This is a genomic window from Streptomyces barkulensis (assembly GCF_002843305.1).
GTDB lineage: Bacteria > Actinomycetota > Actinomycetes > Streptomycetales > Streptomycetaceae > Streptomyces > Streptomyces barkulensis.
In genome coordinates, this window is the sequence record NZ_PGSG01000104.1 from 117,235 (window position 1) to 142,673 (window position 25,439).

25 protein-coding genes and 1 pseudogene are annotated in these 25,439 nt (G+C 72.9%); 12 read left to right on the forward strand and 14 right to left on the reverse strand.

Annotated elements, in window-relative coordinates; genetic code table 11:
- The 8 genes from CUT83_RS21840 to CUT83_RS29870 all read right to left on the reverse strand — a co-directional run bounded on the left by CUT83_RS21840 (position 1) and on the right by CUT83_RS29870 (position 7,188).
- Positions 1-759, reverse strand: coding sequence for a UTRA domain-containing protein (locus tag CUT83_RS21840; RefSeq protein ID WP_101257604.1), 759 nt, complete (start codon positions 757-759; stop codon positions 1-3).
- Between the two features lie 92 nt (positions 760-851).
- Positions 852-1,568 (reverse strand): deoxyribose-phosphate aldolase, encoded by a 717-nt coding sequence (deoC, locus tag CUT83_RS21845; protein ID WP_101257520.1) that lies wholly within the window; start codon positions 1,566-1,568, stop codon positions 852-854.
- An 80-nt stretch (positions 1,569-1,648) separates the two neighbouring features.
- Positions 1,649-2,104, reverse strand: coding sequence for a D-ribose pyranase (rbsD, locus tag CUT83_RS21850; RefSeq protein ID WP_101257521.1), 456 nt, complete (start codon positions 2,102-2,104; stop codon positions 1,649-1,651).
- Positions 2,105-2,175: 71 nt separating this feature from the next.
- Complete coding sequence (locus tag CUT83_RS21855; RefSeq protein ID WP_101257522.1) at positions 2,176-3,738, reverse strand: sugar ABC transporter ATP-binding protein; 1,563 nt, start codon at positions 3,736-3,738, stop codon at positions 2,176-2,178.
- A complete protein-coding gene (locus tag CUT83_RS21860; protein ID WP_101257523.1) occupies positions 3,738-4,760 on the reverse strand; it encodes a sugar ABC transporter substrate-binding protein in 1,023 nt (340 codons plus the stop codon). The genes CUT83_RS21855 and CUT83_RS21860 overlap by 1 nt, the downstream gene beginning before the upstream one ends.
- 102 nt (positions 4,761-4,862) lie before the next feature.
- Positions 4,863-5,864, reverse strand: coding sequence for an ABC transporter permease (locus tag CUT83_RS21865; RefSeq protein ID WP_101257524.1), 1,002 nt, complete (start codon positions 5,862-5,864; stop codon positions 4,863-4,865).
- On the reverse strand, positions 5,861-6,778 hold the full coding sequence (locus CUT83_RS21870) for a ribokinase (protein WP_101257525.1): 918 nt from the start codon (positions 6,776-6,778) through the stop codon (positions 5,861-5,863). Before CUT83_RS21870 ends, CUT83_RS21865 begins: the two co-directional genes overlap by 4 nt.
- Positions 6,779-6,993: 215 nt before the next feature.
- Positions 6,994-7,188: a hypothetical protein gene (locus CUT83_RS29870; protein WP_143688606.1), complete on the reverse strand. Its 195-nt coding sequence runs from the start codon at positions 7,186-7,188 to the stop codon at positions 6,994-6,996.
- A gap of 114 nt (positions 7,189-7,302) precedes the next feature.
- On the opposite strand from CUT83_RS29870, the pseudogene CUT83_RS31115 reads away from it, so the two are divergent.
- A pseudogene (locus CUT83_RS31115) lies at positions 7,303-7,437 on the forward strand (DUF397 domain-containing protein); the annotation flags it as partial.
- A gap of 75 nt (positions 7,438-7,512) precedes the next feature.
- On the opposite strand, the gene CUT83_RS21880 reads toward CUT83_RS31115, so the two are convergent.
- Complete coding sequence (locus CUT83_RS21880) at positions 7,513-7,929, reverse strand: MmcQ/YjbR family DNA-binding protein (protein WP_101257527.1); 417 nt, start codon at positions 7,927-7,929, stop codon at positions 7,513-7,515.
- Positions 7,930-8,024: 95 nt separating this feature from the next.
- Between CUT83_RS21880 and CUT83_RS21885 the strand changes: the two genes are divergently transcribed.
- Positions 8,025-8,519, forward strand: coding sequence for a DUF3515 family protein (locus CUT83_RS21885; RefSeq protein ID WP_101257528.1), 495 nt, complete (start codon positions 8,025-8,027; stop codon positions 8,517-8,519).
- A 99-nt stretch (positions 8,520-8,618) separates the two neighbouring features.
- Complete coding sequence (locus tag CUT83_RS21890) at positions 8,619-9,809, forward strand: saccharopine dehydrogenase family protein (RefSeq protein WP_101257529.1); 1,191 nt, start codon at positions 8,619-8,621, stop codon at positions 9,807-9,809.
- A 37-nt stretch (positions 9,810-9,846) separates the two neighbouring features.
- Here the strand turns inward: CUT83_RS21890 and mmpA are convergent, their stop codons facing one another.
- Complete coding sequence (gene mmpA / locus CUT83_RS30160; protein WP_158239044.1) at positions 9,847-10,011, reverse strand: morphogenic membrane protein MmpA; 165 nt, start codon at positions 10,009-10,011, stop codon at positions 9,847-9,849.
- 136 nt (positions 10,012-10,147) lie between these two features.
- On the opposite strand from mmpA, the gene CUT83_RS21895 reads away from it, so the two are divergent.
- On the forward strand, positions 10,148-11,602 hold the full coding sequence (locus tag CUT83_RS21895) for a CoA transferase (RefSeq protein WP_101257530.1): 1,455 nt from the start codon (positions 10,148-10,150) through the stop codon (positions 11,600-11,602).
- 12 nt (positions 11,603-11,614) lie between these two features.
- On the opposite strand, the gene CUT83_RS21900 is transcribed toward CUT83_RS21895, so the two are convergent.
- Together CUT83_RS21900 and CUT83_RS21905 are read right to left on the reverse strand one after the other, a co-directional pair.
- Positions 11,615-12,328 (reverse strand): DUF1707 SHOCT-like domain-containing protein, encoded by a 714-nt coding sequence (locus tag CUT83_RS21900; RefSeq protein WP_101257531.1) that lies wholly within the window; start codon positions 12,326-12,328, stop codon positions 11,615-11,617.
- 108 nt (positions 12,329-12,436) lie between these two features.
- Complete coding sequence (locus tag CUT83_RS21905; RefSeq protein WP_101257532.1) at positions 12,437-13,924, reverse strand: glycine hydroxymethyltransferase; 1,488 nt, start codon at positions 13,922-13,924, stop codon at positions 12,437-12,439.
- 221 nt (positions 13,925-14,145) lie between these two features.
- On the opposite strand from CUT83_RS21905, the gene CUT83_RS21910 reads away from it, so the two are divergent.
- On the forward strand, positions 14,146-14,361 hold the full coding sequence (locus CUT83_RS21910; RefSeq protein WP_101257533.1) for a dodecin: 216 nt from the start codon (positions 14,146-14,148) through the stop codon (positions 14,359-14,361).
- A 173-nt stretch (positions 14,362-14,534) separates the two neighbouring features.
- The gene (locus tag CUT83_RS21915; protein ID WP_101257534.1) at positions 14,535-14,867 is read left to right on the forward strand and encodes a GNAT family N-acetyltransferase; all 333 of its coding nucleotides are present in this window, start codon (positions 14,535-14,537) and stop codon (positions 14,865-14,867) included.
- A 52-nt stretch (positions 14,868-14,919) separates the two neighbouring features.
- Here the strand turns inward: CUT83_RS21915 and CUT83_RS21920 are convergent, their stop codons facing one another.
- Positions 14,920-16,182, reverse strand: a complete 1,263-nt coding sequence (locus CUT83_RS21920) for a glycoside hydrolase family 16 protein (protein ID WP_101257605.1) — start codon at positions 16,180-16,182, stop codon at positions 14,920-14,922.
- A gap of 704 nt (positions 16,183-16,886) precedes the next feature.
- Here CUT83_RS21920 and CUT83_RS21925 point away from each other — a divergent pair.
- The 6 genes from CUT83_RS21925 to CUT83_RS21950 all read left to right on the forward strand — a co-directional run bounded on the left by CUT83_RS21925 (position 16,887) and on the right by CUT83_RS21950 (position 24,472).
- Positions 16,887-18,569 carry an ABC transporter substrate-binding protein gene (locus tag CUT83_RS21925; protein WP_101257535.1) on the forward strand — a complete coding sequence of 561 codons (1,683 nt, stop codon included), beginning with the start codon at positions 16,887-16,889 and terminating at the stop codon, positions 18,567-18,569.
- 161 nt (positions 18,570-18,730) lie between these two features.
- On the forward strand, positions 18,731-19,927 hold the full coding sequence (locus tag CUT83_RS21930; RefSeq protein WP_101257536.1) for an ABC transporter ATP-binding protein: 1,197 nt from the start codon (positions 18,731-18,733) through the stop codon (positions 19,925-19,927).
- Positions 19,924-20,904 carry an ABC transporter permease gene (locus tag CUT83_RS21935; protein ID WP_093849754.1) on the forward strand — a complete coding sequence of 327 codons (981 nt, stop codon included), beginning with the start codon at positions 19,924-19,926 and terminating at the stop codon, positions 20,902-20,904. The genes CUT83_RS21930 and CUT83_RS21935 overlap by 4 nt, the downstream gene beginning before the upstream one ends.
- 3 nt (positions 20,905-20,907) lie before the next feature.
- Positions 20,908-21,933 (forward strand): ABC transporter permease, encoded by a 1,026-nt coding sequence (locus CUT83_RS21940; RefSeq protein ID WP_101257537.1) that lies wholly within the window; start codon positions 20,908-20,910, stop codon positions 21,931-21,933.
- Positions 21,930-23,015: an ABC transporter ATP-binding protein gene (locus CUT83_RS21945; protein WP_101257538.1), complete on the forward strand. Its 1,086-nt coding sequence runs from the start codon at positions 21,930-21,932 to the stop codon at positions 23,013-23,015. Before CUT83_RS21940 ends, CUT83_RS21945 begins: the two co-directional genes overlap by 4 nt.
- Positions 23,012-24,472 carry a GH1 family beta-glucosidase gene (locus CUT83_RS21950; protein ID WP_101257539.1) on the forward strand — a complete coding sequence of 487 codons (1,461 nt, stop codon included), beginning with the start codon at positions 23,012-23,014 and terminating at the stop codon, positions 24,470-24,472. Before CUT83_RS21945 ends, CUT83_RS21950 begins: the two co-directional genes overlap by 4 nt.
- Here CUT83_RS21950 and CUT83_RS21955 read toward each other — a convergent pair.
- A complete protein-coding gene (locus CUT83_RS21955; protein ID WP_101257540.1) occupies positions 24,454-25,404 on the reverse strand; it encodes a lysophospholipid acyltransferase family protein in 951 nt (316 codons plus the stop codon). The genes CUT83_RS21950 and CUT83_RS21955 overlap by 19 nt on opposite strands.
- Between the last annotated feature and the right edge of the window lie 35 nt (positions 25,405-25,439).

Sequence of the window (25,439 nt, forward strand, 5' to 3'; positions counted from 1 at the left end):
TCACCTGCGCTGCAGCACGGAGGTGACACGCAGGCGGCCGCTGTGGATCCACACGTCCGAGTACTCCACCGGACGATCGTCGGCGAGATAGGTGACCTGCTGGAGGTACTGCACGGGAGTGCCCTCGGCCAGCGACAGGGCCTGCGCGACCTCCCCCGAGGCGGCCTCCGCGCTGAAGGTGCGGCGGGCCGAGGCGATCTTCAGGCCGTAGGCGCCCTCCAGGGCTCCGAAGAGGCTGGAGGCCGTGAAGTCCACCTTCTCGACGCCGGGCGCGAGGTCGGTCCGCACGAAGTTGAACAGCAGGGCGACCGGCCCCTCCTCGGTGCTGCGCACCCGCACCAGGCGCAGCACCTGCGTACCGGGAGTCACGTCCAGCAGGGCGGCGACCGGCCGGGGCGGGGTGATCAGGGAGCTCTCGCGCACCTCGGTGGAGGTGACGACGCCCTGGCTGGCGAAGTCCTCCGACAGGGTGCTGAGCTTCTGGGCGATGGCCGGCTCGATCACCGTGGAGGTGACGAACGTCCCGCGTCCGCGCACCTGCCGCAGCAGCCCCTCCTCGATGAGGGTCGCCAGGGCCCTGCGCACGGTGCCGCGGCTGACACCGAACTCCTGGGCCAGTTCGGGCTCGCTCTTGAGGCGGTAGTGCGGCGGCCACTCGCCGCCGGCGATGCGCAGCCGGATGTGCTCCGAGATCTGGGCGTGGATCGCGGTGGGAACGTTGCGCCTGATGTCCGGAAGACCTCCCTCGTCGGCCGTCACGGTCACGCGTCTCCTCTCCGGTTGCGAAATGTGCGGCCGCCGTGCCCCGCCCGCCCGCACGGGGCGGGCCGGGCACGGCGGCGGCCCGGCCGTCAGTAGCTGGTGGTCGAATCGTCGGCGGCGTCGGTGACGATCGCCACTCCGGCGCTGGTGCCGAGCAGCGAGGCCCCGGCACGCAGGAGTTCCAGGCCCTGACGGTAGCTCTTGATGGACCCGGAGGCCTTCACCCGAACGCCGTCCCGTGCCCGGTCGACAAGGTAGCGAACACTCGTCGGATTCGCGGTCTCGATCTGCCCGCTGCTGGCGTTCTTCAGGTAGGCCGCGCCCGCCTCCATGGCCAGTTCGACGGCGGCCTCCTTCTCCGCGTCGGTGAGCAGCGGCAGCTCCAGCATGACCTTGACCGGCAGGCCCGAGGCCCGTACGACGCCGGCGATGTCCTCCCGGAACTCGTCGTGCATACCGCTCTTGAGCCAGCCGATCTGCACGCCGATGTCGAGCTGCGTCGCGCCCAGACGGGCGATCTCGGCGGCCTCGGCCGCCTTGCCCGCGCTGGTCATGACGCCGACGGTCGGGAAGTCCAGGGCCGAGGCCACCTCGACCCCGGTGCCGCGCAGTTCGGCGGCCACGACGGGGACCCAGGAGGCGGGCACCATCGCGGCGTTGAAGCCGTGGGCGACCGCTTCCCGGGCGTGGGCGACCATGTCGTCGCGGGTGGCGTCCGGGTCGATTCTGGTGTGCTGGATGTAGGGCGCCATCTCGGCCGGGCTGAGTGCCGGTTCGGCGGTGGCCGCGGCGGTGGTGTCGGACATGCGGGGTCTCCTGTGCTGGAAGCCGTGGTGAGGGCTGATGGGTGGCGTGGGTCGGCGCGGCGGGCGGGCCGCCGCGGAGGTCAGAGCTTGGACGCGTAGTGGTCCGGGACGACGACGCCCTCCCCGCCGAACCACCGGGGAACGTCGACGCCGCAGAACAGGCCGATGTTGCCCCACGGTTCGAAGGCCCCGGTGCGCACGACGACCTTGGCCCGGTGGGCCAGTTCGCCGAGCACCTCGGCGTGCGGGCGAGTGGTGAACTCCGCGTCGGCGAAGCGCTCGCGCAGCCACTGGTCGAGCAGCGGGTTGTTGGACGGGACGTCCTCGGCGCGCACCACGCCCTCGACGACCAGTTCGTCGGCGATCAGGCCGAGCACGGTCCGCAGGTCCGGCAGATTCTCGGCGATGGCGAGGTCGATGCGGTGCGCGCCGCGGGGGACGGGGAAGCCGGCGTCCACGACCATCAGCAGGTCGGTGTGGCCGAGCGTGGCCAGGGCTCCGCTCAGTTCGGCGTTGAGGATGCCGGAGCGCTTCATGACGGGGTCCTTTCCGAAAGGGTGTGAGAGGTGTGGGGGACCGGACGGGACGGGCGGGGGTCAGGCCGAGGTCAGGCGGCCGGCACCGCTCCGGTGGCCAGTGCCATGACCGATTCCTCGGTCGCCTCCGCGGCCTCGACGGTGCCGACCAGGCGGCCCTCGCTCATCACCGCGATCCGGTCGGTCAGGGTGAGCAGTTCGGGCAGGTCGGAGGAGGAGCACAGGATCGCCAGGCCCTTCTGGGCCAGTTCGAAGAGCTGCTCGTAGATCTCGGCCTTGGCCCCGACGTCCACGCCGCGCGTGGGCTCGTCGAGGATCAGCACCCCCGGGTCGATCGCCAGCCAGCGGCCGAGTACGGCTTTTTGCTGGTTTCCGCCGGAGAGGCTGGTGATGGGCTGGCCCATGGTGGCGGTCTTGACCCGCAGCCTCCTCGCCTGTTCGGCGGCCCGCCGGTCCAGGGCCCGGCGGCGTACGAGGCCGAGGCGGCTGAGCGGCCTGGTCATCAGCGCGCCGACGTTCTCGCCGACGCTCATGGTGGTCAGCAGACCCTGGGCGCGGCGCTCGCCGGGGACGAACGCCAGGCGGCGCCCGACGCTGGCGATGGGGTCGCGCCGCTCGTAGGGGCTGCCCAGCAGCTCCACCGTGCCGCCGGTCCCCTTCTCGCCGCCGAAGATGTTGTGCAGCATCTCCACCCGGCCGGAGTCGGGCAGCCCGGCCACGCCCAGGATCTCGCCGGGGCGCAGGTCGAAGGAGACGCCGGTGTGCCGCCGTCCGCTCAACTCCCGCACCCGCAGGGCGGGTTCCCCGGCGGGCCGGACGGAGCGCTCCGCCCGGCGGGTGAGCCGGCCCAGCTCCCGGCCGACCATGGCGGCGACCGCCCGGTCGGGGGTGGTCTCGTCGGTGCGCCAGGAGGCGACGTGGGCGCCGTCCCGCAGCACCTCGATACGGTCGGCCAGCCGGAAGACCTCGGGCATGCGGTGCGAGACGTAGAGCATGGTCGTCCCGTCCGCCTTGAGCCTGGCCATCAGCGCGAACAGCCGCTCGGCCTCGGCCGGGGTGAGCATCGCCGTCGGCTCGTCCAGGATCAGCACGCGGCAGCCCCGGGCGACGGAGCGGGCCACCACGACGAGCTGCTGGGTGGCCAGGTCCAGCGACCGCACGGGGGCGGCCGGGTCCAGCCGGAGGTCCAGCCCGGCCAGGAGCTCGGCGGTGCGCTCCAGCATCCGGCGCCGGGAGGGGAACCAGCGGCTGCCCGGCTCGACGCCGCTGAGGACGTTCTCGGCGACACTGCGGTCGGGCAGCAGCGACAGCTCCTGGGGGACGATCGCGACGCCGTGCCGGCCGAGCATGGTGCTCGGGTCGAAGGAGGTGACCTCCTCGCCGAACACGGTGACGCCGCCCTCGCTGGGCGGCTGGAGGCCGGCCAGGATCTTGAGCAGGGTCGACTTGCCGGCCCCGTTCTCGCCGAGCAGTGCGGTGACCTCGCCCGCGGGGACGTCGAAGGAGACGTCGGTGAGGGCGCGCACCGGGCCGAAGTTGCGGGACAGGCCGCGGACGCCGACGGCCGGGGCGGTCTCGCGGGGGGCGGCGCGGGAGGCGGTGGCCCGGGCGGTCTCGCGGGAGGTGGCGGTCATCAGTCCTCCACGGTCGCTTCGTCGAGGTTGTCCTGGGTGATGAACTGGGCTCCGGTGTCCACGCCCTCGATCTCGGTGCCCTCGGTGAGGAAGTCGTGCAGCACCTTCACGGCCTGGTAGCCCTGCTCGGAGGGGTTCTGGCTGATGGTGAAGTCCAGCACCCCCTCGTCGATGTACTCGGCCGTCCGGGTGAGGAGGTCGAAGCCGCCCATGGTGATGTCACCGGCGTCGCCGGACTGCGCCACCCACTTGGCGGCGGCGGTCGTCGAGCAGCAGTCCAGTCCGGCGACCGCCACGACACCGGACTGGCCGGACATGGTGGACTCGACGGTGTTGTAGGCGGCGCTGGGCTCGTTGCCGACGTTCACCGGCCCGACGATCTCCAGGCCGCTGCCGTCCAGCCCCTCCTTGAAGCCGCCGAACCGGTCGTGCGACCAGCCGGCCCCGGTGTCCACGGAGAAGACGACGACCTTGCCCTCGTTCGTCCCGTCCAGCTCCTCCAGCAGCCGCTCGGCCTGGGCCTTGCCCGAGCCCTTGAGGTCCTGGCCGACGAAGCCCATCTGCTTGGAGTCGGGGTTGTCGGTGTTGAAGGAGATGATCGGGATGCCCGCGTCGTAGGCCTGGGCGATGACCGGCTTCAGGGCGTCGCTGGAGGCGGAGGAGACGGCGAGGCCGTCCACGGCCTCCTGCTGGATCAGCGTCTGTATCTCGGACACCTGCTGGGCGGCGTCGCCGCCGGTGGGGCCGATGAGGGCGACGTCGGCCCCCAGTTCCTCGCCCGCCTTCTCCATGCCCGCGCCGATCGGCGTGGCGAAGGCCAGGGACGGGTCGTGGTAGCTGAGCTTGATCCGCATCGGCTCGCCGTCGTCGATGCGCTGCTGGATGTGGGAGGCGAGTTCGAAGGAGCCGTCCTCGGAGCCGCCGGAGTCGGCGGGGGCGACGGCGCCGCACGCGCTGAGGGTGAGGGTGGCGGCGGCGGCCGTCGCGGCGGCGAGGCCCCTGAGGAGAGTACGAGCAGACATGGGCGTTCCTTGGCGGTGTTCGGGGGTGTCTGGGTGTTCGGGTGCGCGGGTGCGCGGGTGCGCGGGTGCGCGGGCGTGCCCCGGGGCGCGGTGGCCGGGCGCTCAGGCCCGGGTCTTGCGCCTGCGCTGCCAGGTGTCGGCCGCGACGGCGGCGACGATCACCAGACCGGTGACGACGGTCTGCCAGAAGGAGGAGATCCCGTTGATGTTGAGGATGTTCTGGAGCAGGCCGATGAAGGCGACGCCGATGACGGTGCCCCACATGGTTCCGGAGCCGCCGAACAGGGCCGCGCCGCCGATGATGACGGCGGAGATCACCGTCAGCTCCAGCCCCTGGCCGGTGACGCCCTGCACATAGGAGAGGAAGGACAGGCCGAGCACACCGGCGAGGCCGGCGGCGAAGCCGGAGAGGACGAACGCGGTCAGCTTGACCCGCTTGACGTTGACGCCGACCAGCCGGGCGGCCTCCTGGTTGCCGCCGACGGCGTAGGTGTTGAAGCCGAAGCGCGAGCGGGACAGCAGCACCACCCCGACGGCGGCGACGGCGACGAAGAAGACGAACTGCATCGGTATCAGGCCGAACAACCGCCCCTGACCCAGGAGATTGAACTCCGCGACCCCGGGCTGGGAGGAGCTGAGGGAGATCGGGGCGCCGTCGGAGATCAGCAGGGCGACGCCGCGGAAGACGCTGAGCGTGCCGAGGGTGACGATGAACGACGGCACGCCGAGCACCACGACGGCCAGCCCGTTGAGCAGCCCGGCCAGCGCTCCCACGGCGAGTCCGGCGCCCATCGCCAGGTGCCAGCTCCAGCCGTCCGAGATCAGCATTCCGGTCGAGATCGCCGACAGCGCGTAGGTGGACCCCACCGACAGGTCGATCTCGCCGTTGAGGATGACGAACGTGGCGCCGACGGCCATGATGCCGATCTGCGCGATCTGCTGTCCGACCGAGAGCAGGTTGTCGGACTGGGCGAAGCTCGGCGAGAGGACGGTGCCCAGCAGGAAGAGCAGCACGAGAGCGGCGAAGACACCGGACTCACGGGCGTGGAGCAGTCTGCGCAGCGGGAGGGAGAACTCCCGCGCCGGTGCGGTGGTCGAGGTCATGGGGTGTTTCCAATCCAGGCGTTCAGCCGGTCTCTGGTGGGCAGGGCGGGGATGACGCCGGCGATCGTGACGGTGTGGGCGCCCGCCGCGGCGGCGAACTCCGCCGCCTGCCGCAGGTCCCGCCCCTCTCCGAGGGCGACCGCCAGCGCCGCGGTGAAGGAGTCGCCCGCGCCCGTGGTGTCGACGACCGTGCCGGCCGGGTGGGGCGGCACCCGCGTCACGCCGGAGCCCCGGGCGATCAGCGCGCCCTCGCCGCCCCGGGTGAGGACGGCCGCGCCTCCGGTGCGCTCGCACAGGGCCCGGACGAGGTCCTCGTCCCCGAGCCCGTGCTCGTCGCCGAGGCCCAGGAGTACGGGGGCCTCGGTCTGGTTCGGTGTGATCACGTCGATCAGCGGCCAGGCGTCCTCGGGCAGCGGGCGGGCGGGCGCCGGGTTGAGCAGGGTCGTGGTGCCGGTCTCGCGGCCCGCGCGCAGCGCGGCCACGACGGCCTCCTCGGGGATCTCCATCGAGACGACGAGGACGTCGGCCGAGGCGATCTCGGCGCGGAACGGCTCGACGGCCGCCGCGTCCAGTTCGTCCAGGGCCCCCGGGGCGATGGCGATGCGGTTCTCGCCGGACGGCTCGACCAGGATGAAGCCGACCATCGTGGGCGCACGGGCCGTCAGCACGTGCCCGGACTCGACGCCCTCACGGCGCCACAGCTCGCGCGCGGCGCGGCCGAAGTCGTCGTCGCCCACGGCGGTCAGCAGACAGACCTCGGCGCCCAGCCGGGCGGCGCCCACGGCCTGGTTGCTCCCCTTGCCGCCGGGGCCGGGGGCGAACACGCCGCCCGACACGGTCTCGCCCGCCGCGGGCGCCTTCGGGACCCGCATGGTGAGGCCGGCCCCATAGCTTCCGACAACTGCGATCTTCATCGACGCACCACGCTTTGTATGTGAACAACCATGAACAAGCGCGAGCGTAGGTACAGGGATGTCCCTAGTCAATAGGTTGCCGAGAAGTGAACGTCCGTTACGTTTCCGTGTCATCCGCCCGGCTTCGGGCAGCACCTGCCGCCGATGCCGCCGACGCCTGGAGCCCGAGGTCCCGAACTCCTTCGAGGCAGCCGTACGGACTGCCGTCCTCGGCCTCAGCGGGTCCGGCCGGCCCGCGTCCTGCGGTAGCGGACCACACCCACCCCTAGAGCAGGCCCGACGAGAACGGCCGCGGGCGTCCCCCACGCCTGCCCCGCCGATGCTCCTCCCAGCAGGAGGACCACCGCGATCAGCAGATAGAGGGACCCGAGAGCCAGGAGGAAACCTCCCCACGGACCTGTGGCACGCATCGATCCTCCCGAACCGGACATGAACCCAACTCCCCTCGGACGGCCGGGCGCAGGAAGGCCGCGGAACCCGCGGCGGGGGCGCTCACGGCACGGCCGCCGCACGGCAGGGGGCCCGGCGATGACTGCGTCGAGGTCGCCTCCTGCCCCGGCACTGTCCATGTGCGGGACTCCAAGGACAAGGACGGCCCGCAGCTCACCGTCGCCCCGGAAGCGTGGAGCGGTTTCCTCGCCCACGCGGCCCGGAGCTGACCGCTCACGCAGCCGAACGCCTCGCACCGGAACGCGTCCGGTGCGAGGCGTTCCGCTCGGGACGGCGGCGGGCCGTCAGCCGGTCGTTCGCGCGTCGAGCTCCGTCACCAGTCGCTTCGGCGCGATGGTGCGGTAGCTCTCCTCGACCCAGTCCCGCAGCAGCTCCGCGTCCGGTGCCTCCGGCTCGCCCAGCGGGATGGTCACCCAGCCCGCCCGGCCGAGTCCGTAGCCGGTGGGGACGGCGCCGGGGGCGGACATCGCGTGGGCGTGGGCCCCGGGGTCGGTGAGTTTGACGGTGACGGTGGGCGGGTGGTCGTCGTCGCTGCCGTCGGGTCTGAGGAAGACGAAGATCTTCCGGTTGACCTTGACCACGGAATCGCCCCAGGGGAAGTCCTCGTACGCGCCGGGCAGTTCGAGGGCGAACTCGCGCACCCGCTCCCGTACCGCCCGCGCGTCGCCGCGCTCCCCGCGCCCCCTCGTCCGGTCGCTCATGATCCCAGCGTAGGGTCGGGCACCGACAGCCGGTCCGGTTCTCCGGCCCCTCTCGCTCCCGCTCCGCGCACAGGCGGAGCCCGAAGGAATCCAGGATGAGGAAACAGAGAAGAAGCCGCCTCTTACTCCTCGGTGCCGTCGCCGTCGCGGCGGCGGTCTCCTGCTCCGGACATCCCCTGCTCTCCCCCGGCCATTCGGTTCGCTCCGGCCCGTTCTCCGGTGACCCGCTCTGCGCGGATGTGGTGTCCGGGGCGCCCGAGGAAGTCCTGTCATGGCAGCGCGACGGGGACACGGGGGCCGGCACCGCATCGTGGGGAGAGGCGTCGGTGGTTCTGCGGTGCGGAGTCGAGCCGATGCCGCCGACGCCCGATCTGTGCATGAACGTCAGCGGTGTCGACTGGGTGCTCGACGAGGGCAGGCTGGAGACCGACGGCGTCCAGGTCCTCACGACGTACGGGCGCACCCCGGCCGTGGAGGTGACCATCGAGGACGCCCCCGGACACGCCGGGGACGTGCTGGTCGACATGAACCGTTCGGTCAGGGACATCCCCCGGAAGTCGAAGTGCCTCAGCCCCGGCGAGTTGCCGTGACCGCGCCCCTTCGCGCGTTCGCCCGTGTCCTCGCCGTAGGGTCGGGCGACGGCAGGTGATCCTGTCCCGCCCGTTCCCCTCACCCCCAGGAGGTCAGGAGTGCCCCGCGACGACCGTGAGTACGACGTGGTGCTGTTCGGCGCGACCGGTTTCACCGGCGGGCTGACGGCCGAGTACCTGGCCGCCCACGCCCCCGGTGACTGCCGCTGGGCGCTGGCCGGGCGCAACCGCGACAAGCTGCTGCGACTGCGCGAGCGGCTGGCTGAGATCGACCCGGCCTGCGCCGAACTGCCGCTGCTGCACGCCGACGTCACCGATTCCGGCTCGCTGCGCGCGGTGGCCGAGAGCGCCGCGGTGGTGGCCACCACCGTCGGCCCGTACGTCGAGTACGGGGAGCCGCTGGTGGCCGCGTGCGCCGAGGCCGGGACGGACTACGCCGACCTGACCGGCGAGCCGGAGTTCGTCGACATGATGTATCTGCGCCACCACGACCGGGCCCGCCGTACCGGTGCGCGGCTGGTGCACGCCTGCGGTTTCGACTCGGTGCCGCACGACCTGGGTGTGCTGTACACCGTCGAGCGCCTCCCCGAGGGGGTGCCGCTGCGGATCGACGGCTATGTGCGGGCGTCGGCTGCCTTCTCCGGGGGTACGTTCGCCTCCGCGCTGACGGCGTTCTCGCGGGGACGGCAGATGCGGGCCGCGGCGCGGGAGCGGCGGCGGGTGGAGTCCCGTCCGGCCGGGCGCCGGGTCAGCGCGCCGCTGGACCGGCCGCGCCGCAGCGGGAAGGCGGGGGTGTGGGCGGTGCCGCTGCCGACGGTCGATCCGCAGGTCGTGGCACGGTCGGCGGCCGCACTGGAGCGTTACGGCCCCGACTTCCGCTACCGCCACTACGCCGCCGTCCGCACGCTGCCCGTGGCGGTGGGCGGCATGGCCGGGGCGGGGGCGCTCTTCGCCGCCGCCCAGCTTCCGGCCGTACGCCGTGCGCTGTCGGCCCGGCTGGCGCCGGGGGACGGGCCGAGTCCGCGAAAGCGGGCGGAGAGCTGGTTCAAGGTCCGCTTCTTCGGGGAGGGCGGCGGGCGCCGGGTGGTGACGGAGGTGTCCGGCGGCGATCCGGGCTACGACGAGACGGCGAAGATGCTGGCCGAGTCGGCGCTCTGTCTGGCGCTGGACGACCTGCCGCAGGCCTCGGGCCAGGTCACCACGGCCGTGGCGATGGGGGACGCGCTGACCGGCCGGCTGGTGCGGGCCGGGGTTGGCTTCCGGGTGGTCTCCTCGTCGGAGGGCCGCTGAGCGTTCCGCAGGGGCCGGGGAGCCGGGTGGCGGGCGCTCAGCCCGTCACCCAGGAGGCTATGACGTAGAGCATGGCTATCACCCAGCCCACGGCGAGCGTGCCCGCCAGGGTGAGCGCCAGGGCTGGGCCGCGCCCGAGGTCCGAGGCCAGGGAAGGGGCCATTTCGGTGGTTCCGTGCACGTTCTCCATGATCCGCTCCATGCCTTTCAGGGTGCCGTCCGACCAGGGCTCCCAAACATCCGTACGCGTACTCATCCGCGTCGGGGATCAAGCTAGTTGCGGGTACTGACAACGCGGTCTCCGTGCGGACGGACGGGACTGCGGGCACAATGCGCCCATGGATCAACGGTCTTGGGCCCGGCTGTGGGCCGCACTCGGCGGTGACTCCGTCCTGTGCGAGCGTGTCCGGTTCGTCCCCCGTACCTGCCCCGACGGCTCCGGCGGTGTGCTGCCGGCCCGGCTGCCGGTGCGGGAACTGGCGCGCTCCACCGTGGCGGTGTGCGCGCTGGCGGCGGCCGAGTTCGGGGCCCGCTCCGCCACGGGGGGTGCGGGGACGGCCGTGCCCGGGGTCGGGGTGGACGACGGGGCGGTGGCCACCGCGTTCGTCAGCGAGCGTCATCTGCGGATCGACGGGCGCGCGCCGTCCACGTTCGCGCCGCTGTCGCGTTTCTGGCGCACCGACGGCGGTTGGCTGCGCACCCACGCCAACTACCCGCATCACCGGGCCCGGTTGCTGTCCGCGCTCGGTGTGCCGGACACGGGTGGCGACGAGGCGCTCGTCGCCGCCGTCGCCGGCGTGCTGGCGGAGCGCCGGGCGGAGGAGGTCGAGGAGGCGGTGTACGCGGCGGGCGGTCTGGCCGTCGCCGTGCGCGCTCCCGGGCAGTGGTCGGCGCATCCGCAGGGCACGGCCGTGGCCCGGCTCCCGCTGGCGGGCATGGAGCGGCTGGACGACGCGCCGGCGCTGCCGCTGCCCTCCCCCGGCCCGGATTCCGGCGCCGGTGCCGGTGCCGGTGCCGGGCTGCGGGTACTGGATCTCACCCGTGTCATCGCCGGTCCCGTGGCCACCCGCACTCTCGCCCTGCTGGGTGCCGACGTGCTGCGGATCGACTCGCCGCGTCTGCCCGAGAGCGCGGACGCGCACTCCGACACCGGGTTCGGCAAGCGGTCGGCGCTGCTGGACCTGGCGTCCCGCTCCGGCCGGGCCTCCTTCGAGGAGTTGCTGGGGAAGGCCCATGTGGTGGTCACCGGCTACCGTCCCGGCGCGCTGGACCGCTTCGGGCTGTCGGCCGGGGAGCTGACGGGGCGGCGGCCGGGTGTGGTGGTGGCTCAGCTGAGCGCCTGGGGCGGGTCGGGTGTCGGTCCGTGGGGCGGCAGGCGGGGGTTCGACAGCCTGGTGCAGGCCGCGAGCGGCATCGCCGTGACCGAGGGCGGGCCGGGCGGCGGGCCGGGTGTGCTGCCCGCGCAGGCCCTGGACCACGGTACGGGCTATCTGCTGGCCGCCGCCGTGCTGCGCTCACTCACCGACCAGCGCGACGGCGGGGGTTCGCGGCTCGTACGGCTCGCGCTGGCGCGGACGGCGCACTGGCTGCAGCACGAACTGGAGGGGGCGAAGGAACCGGAGGAGCCGGAGGAGGTGCGGGAGCCGTACGACCCGGCCGACTGGCTCGACGAGACGGTCGGCCCGCTGGGCCGGCTGCGCCACGCCGTCTCCCCGGTGGCCTACGACGGCGGGCCGGAGGGCTGGTCCCGGCCGCCGGGGCGGCCGGGCGGGGACGAGCCGGTGTGGGTGTGAGGGGGCGGCGGGTCAGTCGTCCCGTTCGTCACGTCTCCGGTCGTGGCCGTGGCCGTACGTGTGGCCGTGACCGTGCTCGTGCCCGTACCCGTGGCCGTCCTCCAGGCGCTTGCGCTCCCGGCGCTCCGCGCGCCTGCGTTTGCGCTCCACCCCGACGCCGCCCCAGAAGGCGAAGCCGCTGACCACCACGCGCGGCGCGTCCGGCTCGCCCCGGCCCGCGGCGCTGTGGTCGAAGCCGCCCATGACGCCGATGCCGCGTACGTCGACCTCGGCGTCGTCCGGGACGATCACGTTGACGCCGCCCATGATCGCGAAGCAGCGGATCTCCACCTCGCGGTCCTCGAAGTACGCCTCGCGCAGGTCGATCTCCCCACCGCCCCAGAAGGCGAAGCAGGTGAAGCGGCGGGGCGCGGTCCACGGCCCCTTGCGCACGAAGCCGCTCATGATCGCCACTGCGCCGCGGGAGGTGGCGCTGCCGCCGAAGCGGCCGGCCCAGCCGCGGCCGGCCCGGGCGGGCTCGGCCGGGCCGGCCGCTTCGGTGGCCCGGGGCAGATCCCTGACCAGCGGCGCCAGCTCGCCCTGGGTGCGCGCGGCGTAGGCGGAGTCCAGCCGGTCCTGGAACTCCTCCATGTCGAGGCGCCCCTCGGCCACCGCCTCTCGCAGCACCTCGGCCACACGCTCCCGGTCGGCGTCGGAGGCCCTCATCTCGGGCAGATCGTCGGTCATGGCGGCAGGCTACCGGCCGGGCCCGGCCGGTCGTCGGGCCCGGCCGGTCGTCGGGCCCGGCCGGTCGTCGGGCCCGGCCGGTCGTCGGACCGTCAAGGCCGTCGGGCCTCAGGCCAGGTCGATTCCGGGGTAGAGCGGGTGCCCGGCCAGCAGGTCGGCGGCGCGTCCGGCGACGGCCTCGGCGACCTTGGGCTCCAGCAGGTACCGGGCCCTGGAGGGGGCTCCGGCCGCGGTGGTGCCCGGCTCGGCGGCGGTGAGGGTGGTGTGGATCAGGTCGGCGACCTCGTCCATCTCGGCCGTGCCCAGGCCGCGCGTGGTCAGGGCCGGGGTGCCGATGCGGATGCCGGAGGTGTACCAGGCGCCGTTGGGGTCGCGCGGCACGGCGTTGCGGTTGGTGACGATACCGGCGTCCAGCAGCGCGTCCTCGGCCTGGCGGCCGGTGAGGCCGTAGCCGGTGACGTCCACCAGGGCCAGGTGGTTGTCGGTGCCGCCGGTGACCAGTCGTGCGCCGCGGCGCATCAGGCCCTCGGCGAGGGCGGAGGCGTTGTCCACCACCTGCCGGGCGTAGGTGCGGAAGGACGGCTGCCGGGCCTCGGCCAGCGCCACGGCCTTGGCGGCCATGACGTGGGGCAGCGGGCCGCCCAGCACCATGGGGCAGCCGCGGTCCACGTGCTCGGCCAGCGCCTCGTCGCACAGCACCATGCCGCCGCGCGGGCCGCGCAGGGACTTGTGGGTGGTGGTGGTGACGATGTGGGCGTGCGGTACGGGGTCGAAGTCGCCGGTGAAGACCTTGCCGGCGACCAGTCCGGCGAAGTGGGCCATGTCGACCATCAGGGTGGCGCCGACCTCCTCTGCGATCTCCCGCATGATCCGGAAGTTCACCTTCCGCGGGTAGGCGGAGTAGCCGGCGATCAGGATGAGGGGGCGGAACTCGCGGGCGGCGGCGCGCACCGCGTCGTAGTCCAGCAGGCCGGTGGCCGGGTCGGTGCCGTAGCTGCGCTGGGCGAACATCTTGCCGGAGATGTTGGGGCGGAAGCCGTGGGTGAGGTGGCCGCCGGCGTCCAGGGACATGCCCAGCATCCGCTGGTCGCCCAGCGCGCGCCGCAGCTCCTCCCAGTCCTGCTCGGTCAGGTCGTTGACGTGCCTGGCCCCGGCCCGCTCCAGGGCGGGGCTCTCCACGCGCTGGGCCAGCACGGACCAGAAGGCGACGAGGTTGGCGTCGATGCCCGAGTGCGGCTGGACGTAGGCGTGGTCGGCGCCGAACAGCTCGCGGGCGTGCTCGGCGGCCAGCGCCTCGACGGTGTCGACGTTGCGGCATCCGGCGTAGAAGCGGCGGCCGACGGTGCCCTCGGCGTACTTGTCGCTGAGCCAGTTGCCCATGGCCAGCAGCACGGCCGGGGAGGCGTAGTTCTCGCTGGCGATCAGTTTGAGGGAGGCGCGCTGGTCGGTGATCTCGGCGCCGATGGCGTCGGCGACGCGCGGCTCCACGGCGCGGATCACGTCCAGGGCGCCGCTGAAGGCGGTCGACGCGGTGGCGGCTGTGTCGGCGGCGCTCGCCGTGTTCCGGGGGGTGCGCGGGTCGGGTGCGGTGGCCATGGGCCCCTCCTTGACGTCCTCGAAGACGGTGCGGGCGGCCCAGGCGCGCGGCTCTTCGGCGCGGCGGGCTCGTACGCCCGGTGCGCGGGCCGCTCCCCGATGGTCGATCCCATCCCTACGCGCCAGTCACGGCCCGCCCGGAGCCTAGCACTCGCGGACGGCCCGTCCCTGGGGCACGGTGGAGACGAGAACCGATCGCCCCACCCTTCGCAGGAGGCACCATGTCCAGCCACACCTACCGTGTGACCGAGATCGTCGGCACCTCGCACGAGGGCGTCGACCAGGCGATCCGCAACGGGATCACCCGGGCCTCGGAGACGCTGCGGAACCTGGACTGGTTCGAGGTGACGCAGGTGCGCGGCAACATCTCGGACGGCGGGATCGAGCACTACCAGGTGGGGCTGAAGGTCGGGTTCCGCCTGGAGGGCGAGGCGTAGGCGAGGAGTGGGGCCGCCGCGGTAAGCGCCCGCCGGAGTACACCTCCCGCCCGGTTTCACCCGTCCTGCCGGGGCGGGAGGGATAGGAACGCCGCCGTGTGGCACTCGGACGCCCGGAAGGATGCCCCATTACCACCTTCTGGGCGATTCGGTCATTCCGAGAGGAACGCAGTATGCCCACGGCAGCCACCAACAGCCAGGTCACGATCACCGACGCCCCGGCCCACGGCCGGTTCGAGGCCAGGATCGGCGCGACCCTCACCGGCTTCGCCGACTACGTACGCGACGACGACCTGGTGACCTATCCGCGGGTGGTGGTGTCCCGGCCCTTCCGCGGCCGGGGCATCGGCGACCGGCTGGTGCGGGCCGCGCTGGACGACGCGCGGCGGCGCGGCCTGCGCATCCGGCCGGCCTGCTCCTTCGTCGAGCAGTGGATCGTCATGCACCCCGAGTACCGGGACCTCGTCGTGGAGGAGGCCGGGGAGGGCGGGGAGACCGGCGGGTAGCGCGCTCGGCGCCGCCCGCCGGGCACCCCTCAGGGCCCGGACGGGACCGGGGTCAGGGGGTGTCCCACTTCTGGTTGGCGTTGCCCGAGCAGGTCCAGATCTGCGTCTTGGTGCCGTTGGCGGAGTTGTTGTCCTTCACGTCCAGGCACTTGTCGGCGTTCGGGTTGACGATGTCCCGGGCCTCGGTGACGACCCACTGCTGGGCGGCCGTGCCGTTGCAGTCCCAGATCTGGACGGGGGTGCCGTCGGCCGTGCCCGCGCCGGAGACGTCCAGGCACTTGCCGAGCGCCCGTATGGTGCCGTCCGTGCCGACGGTCCACCGCTGGGCGGCGTTGCCGTTGCAGTCGTGGATCTGCACCGGGGTGCCGTTGGCGGTGTCCGCCCAGGCCACGTCCAGGCACTTGCCCGCCAGGCCGGTGATGGTGCCGGTGCGCTCTCCCCCGCCGCCGCTGTCGCCGCCGCTGGTGACGCGGACGTGGTCGACGACGAGTTTCTGCGGGAAGACGGTGCTCGAGTCCGGCAGGCCCGGCCAGTCGCCGCCCACCGCGAGGTTGAGGATCAGGAAGAACGGCTTGTCGAACACCCAGCGGTCGCCGCCCAGGTCGGCCGGAGTGCGGCGCTGGTAGACCTGGCCGTCGACCGACCAGGTGATGGAGTTCGGGGACCAGTCGACGGCGAAGGTGTGGAAGTCGTCGGCGAACGCCCGGCCGCCGGGAAGGGTGTAGCCGGCGCCGATGCCCTCGCCGCCGGAGTAGCCGGGGCCGTGCAGGGTGCCGTGCACGGTGCCTGGCTCGTACCCGACGTTCTCCATGATGTCGATCTCGCCGCTGTCGGGCCATCCGACGCTGCCGATGTCGTGGCCGAGCATCCAGAACGCCGGCCACATGCCCTGGCCGCGCGGGAGCTTCATCCGGGCCTCGACGTGGCCGTAGGTGGTGGTGAACTTCCCGGCGGTGTTCATCCGGGCCGAGGTGTACTCGCAGCGGCCGTACCAGCACTGGTAGTCGCCCGGGTTCTCCTTGCGGGCGGTGATCACCAGGTTGCCGTTGCCGTCGAGCGCGGCGTTGGCGTTGCCCGGGGTGTAGTACTGCCGCTCGTGGTTGTTGCCGCTGTTGTCGCCGGTCTCCAGCTGCCATCTGCGGCCGTCGACCGCCGATCCGGCGGGTCCGTCGAAGTTCTCCTCGAACAGCACCGCCGCCGGGGCCGCTTCGGCCCTCTGCGCGGTCTCCTGTGCGGTCTTCCGGGCGGTCTCGCCCGCCGGGCCGGCGGCCGCGGTGCCGGTGACCGCCAGGGTCGCGGCCAGTGTCAGCAGCATCGCCGCCGAAGCCCGGCGGCGGGAGCGGCGGCGCCGGGGCCTCTCGCCGCGGGGAGGGTCGTGGGGGGCCTGGGAGGCTGTCAGGTGCATGACCATCACATCCGTCTGTCGTCCGGAGGATCCGGCGGTGGGGGCCGCTCCCTCCGCATACGGGCCGTAGAGCGCGGGGCCGCCTCGTACACGGTGAGGGCGCGGTGCGGACGGGAAGGGGCGGGCAGCGCTCGGCGCGCCAACCGCCCGCGTTCCAGGCTTGGTTCGGGCAGTGAGTCAACTCCTGGGGAAAGCCGGCCGTCAAGGGCTTGGACGAGACCAATCAACTTCAAGAAGTGAACAAGAGAGCGCTCTTGAGAGCGTTCTCAAACAGTGACATCCAATTTTGGCGTGAAGTCTTGACGCCCTTGCCCGCTGCCGTTTGACTCCGTGCCCATGCCCGGCACCGGTCCCGGAACCGGTGCCGCCGAACCGAGCCCCACCAAGTCGAGCCCCGCCAGGCCGATCGGCGGCGACCTCCCGGACGGAGCTTCGGCACCCGGCCCGGTCCCCGCCCCCAGAAGCCCCACACCCCCGTCCAGCACCACCCCGGAACACCGATGAGAGCGCTCTCAGAGATGGAGGCGCAACCGATCTGAGAGCGCTCTCAGAACCGCGAGCGACAACTCCCTCACCCCTCGCGACCGAACAGGAAAGGCCCAGGAGGAGACACCATGAGAACCACGAGCGCGGCCCGGACCAAAACCGCCGTCGCGGTGGCCCTCGCCGCCACCGCCCTGCTCGCCGGCTGCACAGCGGGCGCCCCCGGCGCGGGCGGCCCGCAGGCCAAGGGCGACAAGGGCGTGCTCACCGTCGGCATGCCCAACGGCCCGCAGACCGACAACAGCAACCCGTTCCTGGGCACCTCCGCGGGCGCCTCCCTGGGCTACCGCCACATGATCTACGAGCCGCTGGTGATGGTGAACGGCGTCCGCCCCGCCGAGGAGGGCAAGCCCTGGCTGGCCAGCGAGTGGAAGTGGTCGGACAACTACCGGAAGCTCACTCTGACCGTGCAGGACGGGCCCACCTGGTCCGACGGGAAGGAGTTCAGCGCGAAGGACGTGGAGTTCACCTTCCGGCTACTGAAGGAGAACGAGGCGCTCAACACCAACGCCATCCCCTACGACGGCATCAGCCGCGAGGGCGACACCGTCGAACTGACCTTCCCCGAGCCGCAGTTCGTCAACCAGAGCAAGATCCTGACCACCTTCGTCGTGCCCGAGCACATCTGGTCGGAGGTGAAGAACCCCGAGACCTGGCCCAACAAGAAGCCCGTGGGCACCGGCCCGTACACGCTCAAGACCTTCACGCCGCAGACGATCACCCTCACCGCCCGCGACACCTACTGGCAGGACGAGCCCAAGGTCGAGGAGCTGCGCTACACCTCCTACAACGACAACAACGCGCAGACCACGGCCCTGGCCAACGGCACCTGCGAGTGGTCCTTCGTCTTCACCCCCGACTACGAGAAGATCTACGTCGCCAAGGACCCCGAGCACCACAAGCTCTGGTTCCCCTCCGGGCTGGGCGTCCACGGCCTGTGGTTCAACACCGCGAAGAAGCCCTTCGACGACCCGGCGCTGCGCCGCGCGATCAACCACGTCGTCGACCGTGAGGCCATCCACGTCCGGGCGCAGGCCACGCTCTACCCGGAGATCGAGAGCGTGACGGGCATCCCGCTGCCCGCCGGTGAGCCCTTCATCGCGCCCGAGTACAAGGGCGAGAAGCCGAAGGTGGACGTCGAGGCCGCCAAGAAGGAGCTGAAGGAGGCCGGTTACACCCTCGGCGGAGGCGTCCTGAAGGACCCCTCGGGCAAGCCGGTGACGATGACGCTCACCGACCCGGCCGGCTGGTCGGACTACCTCACCGGCCTGTCGATCATCAAGGACAACGTCAAGAAGATCGGCATCGAGGCCAAGGTGAGGACCCAGACCGTCGACGCCTGGACCACCGCGATGAACGAGGGCGACTTCGACGCCAGCCTGCACTGGACCAACAGCGGCGCCACCCCGTACGACATGTACCAGCACGTGATGGACGGCGAGCTGTACCAGCCACTCGGCAAGGCCTCCCCGGGCGGCAACTTCGGCCGCTTCCGCGACGAGGCGGCCACCGAGGCGCTCAAGGAGTACGCGAACGCGAGCGACGAGGGCACTCGCACCGAGTCGCTGAACGAACTCCAGCGGATCATGGTCGAGGAAGTGCCGCTCATCGCGACCGCCGCCGCTCCCATCGGCGCCGAGTACAGCACCCGCAACTGGGTCGGCTGGCCCTCGGAGTCCGACCCGTACGCGCCGCCGCAGCCCACCCAGCCCAACTCCCTGGACGTCGTCCTGCATCTGCGCCCCGCCTCCTGACGGCACGCGGGCTCCGGAAGCCGGGCGACCCCCGCCCCGCCGCACACCGCATCCCGTCCCCGCACCGCGGCGGGGCGGGCCCCGTCCGGCGCCTCCGGCATCCCCGCGTACACGTCACAGGCGGCCCGACAGCCACGACCACAGGGACGACAGGAAGAGCCATGCCCGAAGAACGCTCCGAAGAACACGCCGCACCACCGCCCGGCCCAGCCCCCGGCACCGCCGCGCCCGGCACCGCCCCGGAACACGACGGGCGCGTGGTGCTGGAGGCCGAGGGGGTGAGCAAGCACTTCCCCGTGCGGCGCGGCGCCCGCGCGCTGCTGGGCGGGAAGCGCCGGGCCGTCCACGCGGTGGACGACGTGTCGCTGCGGCTGCGCCGCGGTTCGGTGACCGCGCTGGTGGGCGAGTCCGGGTCGGGCAAGTCCACCGTCGCCCGGCTGCTCGCCCAGCTCCATCCGGCGACCGCCGGGGAGATACGGCTGGACGGCAGAGCGGCGCGGGCCGGGCGGGGGCGGGCGTTCCGCGCGTACTGCCGGCACGTCCAGCTGATCTTCCAGGACCCGTTCGCCTCGCTCAACCCGGTGCACACCGTGCGCTACCACCTCACCCGCGCGCTGCGCATCCACGGCCGGGCCGGCAGCGGCGCGGCGGAGCTGGAGGAGGCACTGGCCGCGCTGCTGGAGCGGGTGCAGCTCACCCCGGCCTCCCGCTATCTGGACGCCTTCCCGCACGAGCTGTCCGGCGGGCAGCGCCAGCGGGTGGCCATCGCCCGCGCCATGGCCGCCGATCCGCGGGTGCTGCTGGCCGACGAGCCGGTCTCCATGCTGGACGTCTCCATCCGCCTGGGCGTGCTCAACCTGCTGCGCGACCTCAAGGAGCGGCTGGACCTGGCCATCCTCTACATCACCCACGACATCGCCTCCGCCCGCTACTTCGCGGACGAGACGCTGGTGATGTACGCGGGGAGGATGGTCGAGGGCGGCGACAGCGAGACCGTCACCCAGCGCCCCGCCCACCCCTACACCCGGCTGCTGCTGGCCTCCGCCCCCGACCCGGACCGGGTCACCGGGGACGGTGAGGACGGTACGGTCACCGGGGACGGCGGGGAGGGCGCGGACCCCTCGGCGAGCGAGCCGCCCAGCCTGATCTCGCCGCCCGCCGGCTGCCGCTTCCACCCGCGCTGCCCGCTGGCGATGGAGCGCTGCCGCGACCGGACCCCGCCGCGCTTCGACCTCGACGGCGGCCAGTGGGCGGCCTGCTGGCTGTACGACACCTCCGGGGACGTACCGGCCACCGGGAGCGCGCCGGCCACCGGTGACGCCCCGGCCGCCGGTACCGGACGGGGGGCCGCGTCGTGAAGTTCGTCCTCCAGCGCCTGGCCTTCTACCTGCTGACCGCCTGGGCGGCCATCACCATCAACTTCCTCATCCCCCGGCTGATGCCCGGCGATCCGGTGCAGTCGCTGCTCGCCCGCTACCAGGGTCAGCTCTCCAGCAAGTCCATCGCCTCCCTGGAGGCCCTCTTCGGGCTCGACCGGGACCGCTCGCTGTGGCAGCAGTACACCGACTACTGGGCCGGCCTGGCCCGCGGGGACCTGGGGACGTCGTTCACCTACTTCCCCACCCCCGTCTCGGAGGTCATCTCCCAGAGCCTGCCGTGGACACTGGCCCTGGTCGGCACCACGACCCTGATCAGCTTCCTGCTCGGCACCGGCATCGGCATCTTCGCCGGCTGGAAGCGCGGCTCCTGGCTGGACGGGCTGCTGCCGGTGACCACCTTCATCTCGGCCATCCCCTACTTCTGGCTGGGGCTGATCGCCATCGCGGTGTTCGCCGTGCAGTGGCCGCTCTTCCCCGCCTCCGGCGGCTACGACGCCTCCCTGGTGCCCTCCCTCAGCGGGGCGTTCGTCTCCAGCGCGCTGTACCACGCGGTGCTGCCGGGCGTGACGGTCGTGCTCAGCGCGATGGCCGGCTGGGTGCTGGGGATGCGGAACATGATGGTGACCGTCTCCTCCGAGGACTACGTGATGGTCGCCCAGGCCAAGGGGCTGCCCGAGCGCCGGGTGATGTTCTCCTACGCCGCCCGCAACGCGATCCTGCCCAACGTCTCCGGTTTCGCCCTCTCGCTGGGCTTCATCGTCGGCGGCACGCTGCTGGTGGAGATGGTCTTCTCCTATCCCGGCATCGGCTACGTCCTCTTCCAGGGCGTCGGCGCCAAGGACTACCCGCTGATGCAGGGCGTCTTCCTGATCATCACCCTCGCCGTGCTGGCCGCCAACCTCCTGGCCGACCTGCTCTACATGATCCTCGACCCGCGCACCCGGAAGGAGGGCTGACCCATGGCCGTACAGGCGTCCGAAGGCGCTGCCGCCACCACCGCCGTCCCCGCCGCCCCGCCCCCGGCCCGCCGCGACCGGCTGCGCTTCCTGCGCAACGGCAAGACCGCCACCGGGCTGGCGATCCTGGGCCTGTTCGTCCTGCTCGCCGTCGCCGGCGAGTGGCTGGCCCCCCACGACCCGTCCGCGATGAGCGACGACGTGCTCCAGCCGCCTTCCCTGGAACATCCGTTCGGCACCACGCAGACCGGGCAGGACATCTTCTCCCAGGTGCTGGTGGGCACCCGCGGGGTGCTCGTGGTGGGCTTCGTCGCGGGTTTCTTCGCGACGCTGCTGTCGGTGCTGGTCGGGGTGAGCTCCGGCTTCCTGTCCGGCATCGGCGACGAGGTGCTCTCAGCCCTCACCAACATCTTCCTCGTCCTGCCCGGACTGCCGCTGATCATCATCATCGCCAGCTTCCTGCCGGACTCCGGCGACGTGATCATCGCCGTGGTCATCAGCCTCACCGCGTGGGCCTGGGGAGCGCGGGTGCTGCGCGCGCAGACCATGTCGCTGCGCGCCCGGGACTACGTACAGGCCGCGCGGGCCACGGGCGAGTCGACCTGGCGGATCATCGTCTTCGAGATCCTGCCGAACCTGACCGCCGTCATCGCCTCCGGATTCGTCGGAACGGTGATCTTCGCGGTGCTGTCGGAGATCACCCTGGCCTTCATCGGCGTGGCCGACATCTCCCACTGGAACTGGGGGACCATCCTGTTCTGGGCGCAGAGCAACCAGGCCCTCGGCCAGGGCGCGTGGTGGTGGTTCGTGCCCGCCGGACTGTGCATCGCGCTGCTGGGCACGGCGCTGACACTGATCAACTTCGGCATCGACGAGTTCGTCAACCCCAGGCTGCGCACCGCCGTCCGCGTCCGCGGCGGGGCCCGGATGCGGGTCGGCTTCACCCCCGTCGCCCGCGCCCCGCACGGCGGGGCGAAGTCCGCGAGGGAAGCGGGCGGGGCACGCGAGACCGAGGAGACCACCGTATGAGCACATCGGCCACCTCCCCCGTGAGCGCCCCGCCGCACGCCGCGACGCGGCCGCCCGTGCTGGAGATCGGCGGTCTGTGCGTCGACTACGGCGTCGGGGACGGCGCGGTACGGGCCCTGCACGACGTGGACCTGACCCTGCGCCGCGGCGAGGTGCTGGGCCTGGCCGGCGAGTCCGGCTCGGGCAAATCCACCCTGGCCTACGCCGTCACCCGGCTGCTCTCCCCGCCCGGGGTGATCACCGGCGGGGACGTGCGCTACCACCCGCGCGAGGGGGAGCCGGTGGACGTGCTGGCCATGGCCCCGCGGGAGTTGCGGGCGTTCCGCTGGCAGGAGGTCTCCATCGTCTTCCAGGGGGCGATGAACTCCCTCAACCCCGTCCACACCGTCCGCACCCAGCTCACCGACGTGCTGAAGGCCCACCGGCCGCGGATGTCCCGGGACGAGCGCGCCGGGCGGGCGCGGGAGCTTTTGTCGCTGGTGGGCATCTCCCCCGACCGGCTGGGCGCCTACCCGCACCAGCTCTCGGGCGGGATGCGGCAGCGGGTGATGATCGCGATGGCGCTGGCCCTGGAGCCGGAGATCGTCGTCATGGACGAACCGACCACCGCGCTGGACGTGGTGATGCAGCGCCAGATCCTGCGGCAGCTGGTGCGGCTGCGCGAGGAGCTGGACTTCTCGGTCGTCTTCATCACCCACGACATCTCGCTGCTGATCGAGTTCTCCGACCGGATCGCCATCATGTACGGCGGCCGGGTCGTGGAGCAGGCCGGGGCCGCCGAGATCTACCGCGACCCCCGCCACCCGTACAGCCACGGGCTGCTGCACTCCTTCCCCGCGCTGCACGGCCCGCGCCGTGAGCTGACCGGCATACCCGGCTCGCCGCCGGACCTGAGGGCCATGCCGTCCGGCTGCGCCTTCCACCCGCGCTGCCCGAAGGCCTTCGAGCCCTGCGGCCTGCGAACGCCCCACCTCGCGCCCGTGCCCGGCACCGGTACCGCCACCGACGCCGGTAACGGCACAGACACCGGCCGCAGCGTCGCCTGCTGGCTGAACGACGACCGCCGAGACGGAGAAACATGACCGCCACCACTCCCACATCCCCCCTGACCACCCCCGCGCCCGAGCCGGTCGCCGGGCTGCCGGCGGACTTCCGCTGGGGGGTGGCCACCTCCTCGTACCAGATCGAGGGCGCGGTCGACGAGGACGGCCGCACCCCCTCCATCTGGGACACCTTCTGCCGTGTGCCCGGAGCCGTGGCCGGCGGCGAGAACGGCGACACCGCCTGCGACCACTACCACCGGATGCCGCAGGACGTGGAGCTGATCGCCTCCCTGGGTGTGGACACCTACCGCTTCTCGCTGGCGTGGCCGCGCATCCAGCCGGGCGGGCGCGGGAAGGGCGACCCGCGCGGCATCGCCTTCTACGACCGGCTGGTCGACGAGCTGCTGGAGCGCGGCGTCACCCCGTGGGTGACCCTCTACCACTGGGACCTGCCCCAGGAGCTGGAGGACGCGGGCGGCTGGCCGGAGCGCGACACCGCCTACCGGTTCGCCGACTACGCCCAGATCGCCCACGACGCCCTCGGCGACCGCGTCCGGCACTGGACGACGCTGAACGAGCCGTGGTGCTCGGCGGTGCTCGGCTACGACCAGGGGGTGCACGCGCCCGGCCGCCGCGACTTCGGCGACTCCATGCGGGCCGTCCACCATCTGCTGCTCGGTCACGGTCTGGCAGCCCGGCGGCTGCGCGCCGCCGCGAACGCCCCCGGGGAGCTGGGCATCACCCTCAACCTGGGCACCGCCACCCCGGCGAGCGACGGCGAGGCCGACCGGGCCGCCGCGCGCCGCGCCGACGGGATGGGCACCCGGCTCTACCTGGACCCGCTGGTGCACGGGCGCTATCCGCAGGACGTGGTGGAGGACCTGGCCGCCAGGGGTGTGACCCTGCCCGTGGAGGACGGCGATCTGGAGGTGATCTCCACACCGCTGGACGTGCTCGGCGTCAACTTCTACACCGGCCACGTCTTCTCCGGCACCGCCGGGGACGGCTCCACGACCGGTCAGGACGGGCTGCCGGTGACCCGGATCGTCCCGCAGGGCCGGCCGCGCACGGCGATGGACTGGGAGATCGTCCCCGAGCGCCTGACCGAGCTGCTGGTGCGGCTGCAGAAGGACTACGGGCTGCCGACGGTGATCACCGAGAACGGCGCCGCCTTCGACGACGAGCCGGAGGCCGACGGCACGGTGCACGACGCCGACCGCACCGCCTATCTCGCCGGCCACATCCGCGCGGTGGCGGCGGCCCGGAGCGCCGGGGCGGATGTGCGCGGCTACTTCGCCTGGTCGCTGATGGACAACTTCGAGTGGGCCTACGGGTACGCCAAGCGGTTCGGTCTGGTCCACGTCGACTACGGAACCCAGCGCCGGACCGTCAAGGACAGCGGGCTGTGGTACCGGGACACGATCCGGCTGACCCGCCGGGCAGCGGGCCGGGTCGACGGGGACCGGGTCGACGGGGGTCAGGCCGCTGCGGGCTGACGTCCGTGCGGTGGTGGCGGGCGGCGGTCCGCGCCCGCCACCACCTCCCGCCCGCCCGTCTCCGGGGCCGTCTCCACCCCCAGGACCGCCTCCACCGCCTCCCGCGCGGCGGCGGCCAGCGCGCGGCGGTCTGGGTGGGCGCCGTGCGGCAGCGGCGGCAGTACGGTCACCTCGGCGACCAGGCCCCGGGCGGCGGCCACCCGGTACAGCGAGGCGGCCAGTGTGTCGTCGCCGACGAAGGCGGCCCGCGTGTCCACCGCCTCCGCCGTGTCCGTGGCTCCCGCCCCCTGCGCCGTGCCGTGCGCCCGGTAGCGGATCGCCACCGGCTGCACGGGGACCCCGGCGTCCAGCGCGGCCTGGAACAGCGCCCCGCGGAACGGCCCGCGCCCCCTGCCGCACCGGGTGCTGCCCTCGGGGAAGGCCACCACCGTCGAGCCCGCGCGCAGGGCGGAGGCGACCTCCGCGACCGTACCCGGCAGGGACCGCAACCGCTCGCGGTCGATGAACAGGGTGCCGCCGCGGGCGGCCGCCCGTCCCAGCAGCGGATACCGCCCGACCTCCCGCTTGGCCACCATCCGGCCGGGGGCCACGGCGGCCAGCAGCGGTACGTCCAGCCAGGAGACGTGGTTGGCCACCACCAGCGCCGGCCCGGCGACGGCCCGGCCCGTGACGCGGACCCGCACCCCCAGGGCGGCGGCGATCGCCCCGCACCACCACCGCAGCAGTCTCGTGCGGCGGGCGGGGGCGAGGCGGCGCACCACCGGTGACAGCGCCACCCCGGCCGGCAGGACGGCGGCCAGGGCCGCCCAGCGCGCCGCCCGCCGCACCGCCCCGGCGGCCGCCGGGCGGCGGGGCAGGCAGCCGGCCACGGTGCACGGCGAGAACGGGAACCACGGATCCGCCCCGGGGTCCGCCCGGTCCGGTGTGCCCATCGCTCCTCCCTCTCCTCTCCTCGTCCTGTCCCGCT

Coding starts and splice junctions, on each gene's coding strand:
- deoC (WP_101257520.1), bottom strand. CDS start 1,568: ATGTCCGACACCACCGCCGCGGCCACCGCCGAACCGGCACTCAGCCCG.
- rbsD (WP_101257521.1), bottom strand. CDS start 2,104: ATGAAGCGCTCCGGCATCCTCAACGCCGAACTGAGCGGAGCCCTGGCC.
- CUT83_RS21855 (WP_101257522.1), bottom strand. CDS start 3,738: ATGACCGCCACCTCCCGCGAGACCGCCCGGGCCACCGCCTCCCGCGCC.
- CUT83_RS21860 (WP_101257523.1), bottom strand. CDS start 4,760: ATGTCTGCTCGTACTCTCCTCAGGGGCCTCGCCGCCGCGACGGCCGCC.
- CUT83_RS21865 (WP_101257524.1), bottom strand. CDS start 5,864: ATGACCTCGACCACCGCACCGGCGCGGGAGTTCTCCCTCCCGCTGCGC.
- CUT83_RS21870 (WP_101257525.1), bottom strand. CDS start 6,778: ATGAAGATCGCAGTTGTCGGAAGCTATGGGGCCGGCCTCACCATGCGG.
- CUT83_RS29870 (WP_143688606.1), bottom strand. CDS start 7,188: ATGCGTGCCACAGGTCCGTGGGGAGGTTTCCTCCTGGCTCTCGGGTCC.
- CUT83_RS21880 (WP_101257527.1), bottom strand. CDS start 7,929: ATGAGCGACCGGACGAGGGGGCGCGGGGAGCGCGGCGACGCGCGGGCG.
- CUT83_RS21885 (WP_101257528.1), top strand. CDS start 8,025: ATGAGGAAACAGAGAAGAAGCCGCCTCTTACTCCTCGGTGCCGTCGCC.
- mmpA (WP_158239044.1), bottom strand. CDS start 10,011: ATGGAGCGGATCATGGAGAACGTGCACGGAACCACCGAAATGGCCCCT.
- CUT83_RS21895 (WP_101257530.1), top strand. CDS start 10,148: ATGGATCAACGGTCTTGGGCCCGGCTGTGGGCCGCACTCGGCGGTGAC.
- CUT83_RS21900 (WP_101257531.1), bottom strand. CDS start 12,328: ATGACCGACGATCTGCCCGAGATGAGGGCCTCCGACGCCGACCGGGAG.
- CUT83_RS21905 (WP_101257532.1), bottom strand. CDS start 13,924: ATGGCCACCGCACCCGACCCGCGCACCCCCCGGAACACGGCGAGCGCC.
- CUT83_RS21910 (WP_101257533.1), top strand. CDS start 14,146: ATGTCCAGCCACACCTACCGTGTGACCGAGATCGTCGGCACCTCGCAC.
- CUT83_RS21915 (WP_101257534.1), top strand. CDS start 14,535: ATGCCCACGGCAGCCACCAACAGCCAGGTCACGATCACCGACGCCCCG.
- CUT83_RS21920 (WP_101257605.1), bottom strand. CDS start 16,182: ATGCTGCTGACACTGGCCGCGACCCTGGCGGTCACCGGCACCGCGGCC.
- CUT83_RS21925 (WP_101257535.1), top strand. CDS start 16,887: ATGAGAACCACGAGCGCGGCCCGGACCAAAACCGCCGTCGCGGTGGCC.
- CUT83_RS21930 (WP_101257536.1), top strand. CDS start 18,731: ATGCCCGAAGAACGCTCCGAAGAACACGCCGCACCACCGCCCGGCCCA.
- CUT83_RS21940 (WP_101257537.1), top strand. CDS start 20,908: ATGGCCGTACAGGCGTCCGAAGGCGCTGCCGCCACCACCGCCGTCCCC.
- CUT83_RS21945 (WP_101257538.1), top strand. CDS start 21,930: ATGAGCACATCGGCCACCTCCCCCGTGAGCGCCCCGCCGCACGCCGCG.
- CUT83_RS21950 (WP_101257539.1), top strand. CDS start 23,012: ATGACCGCCACCACTCCCACATCCCCCCTGACCACCCCCGCGCCCGAG.
- CUT83_RS21955 (WP_101257540.1), bottom strand. CDS start 25,404: ATGGGCACACCGGACCGGGCGGACCCCGGGGCGGATCCGTGGTTCCCG.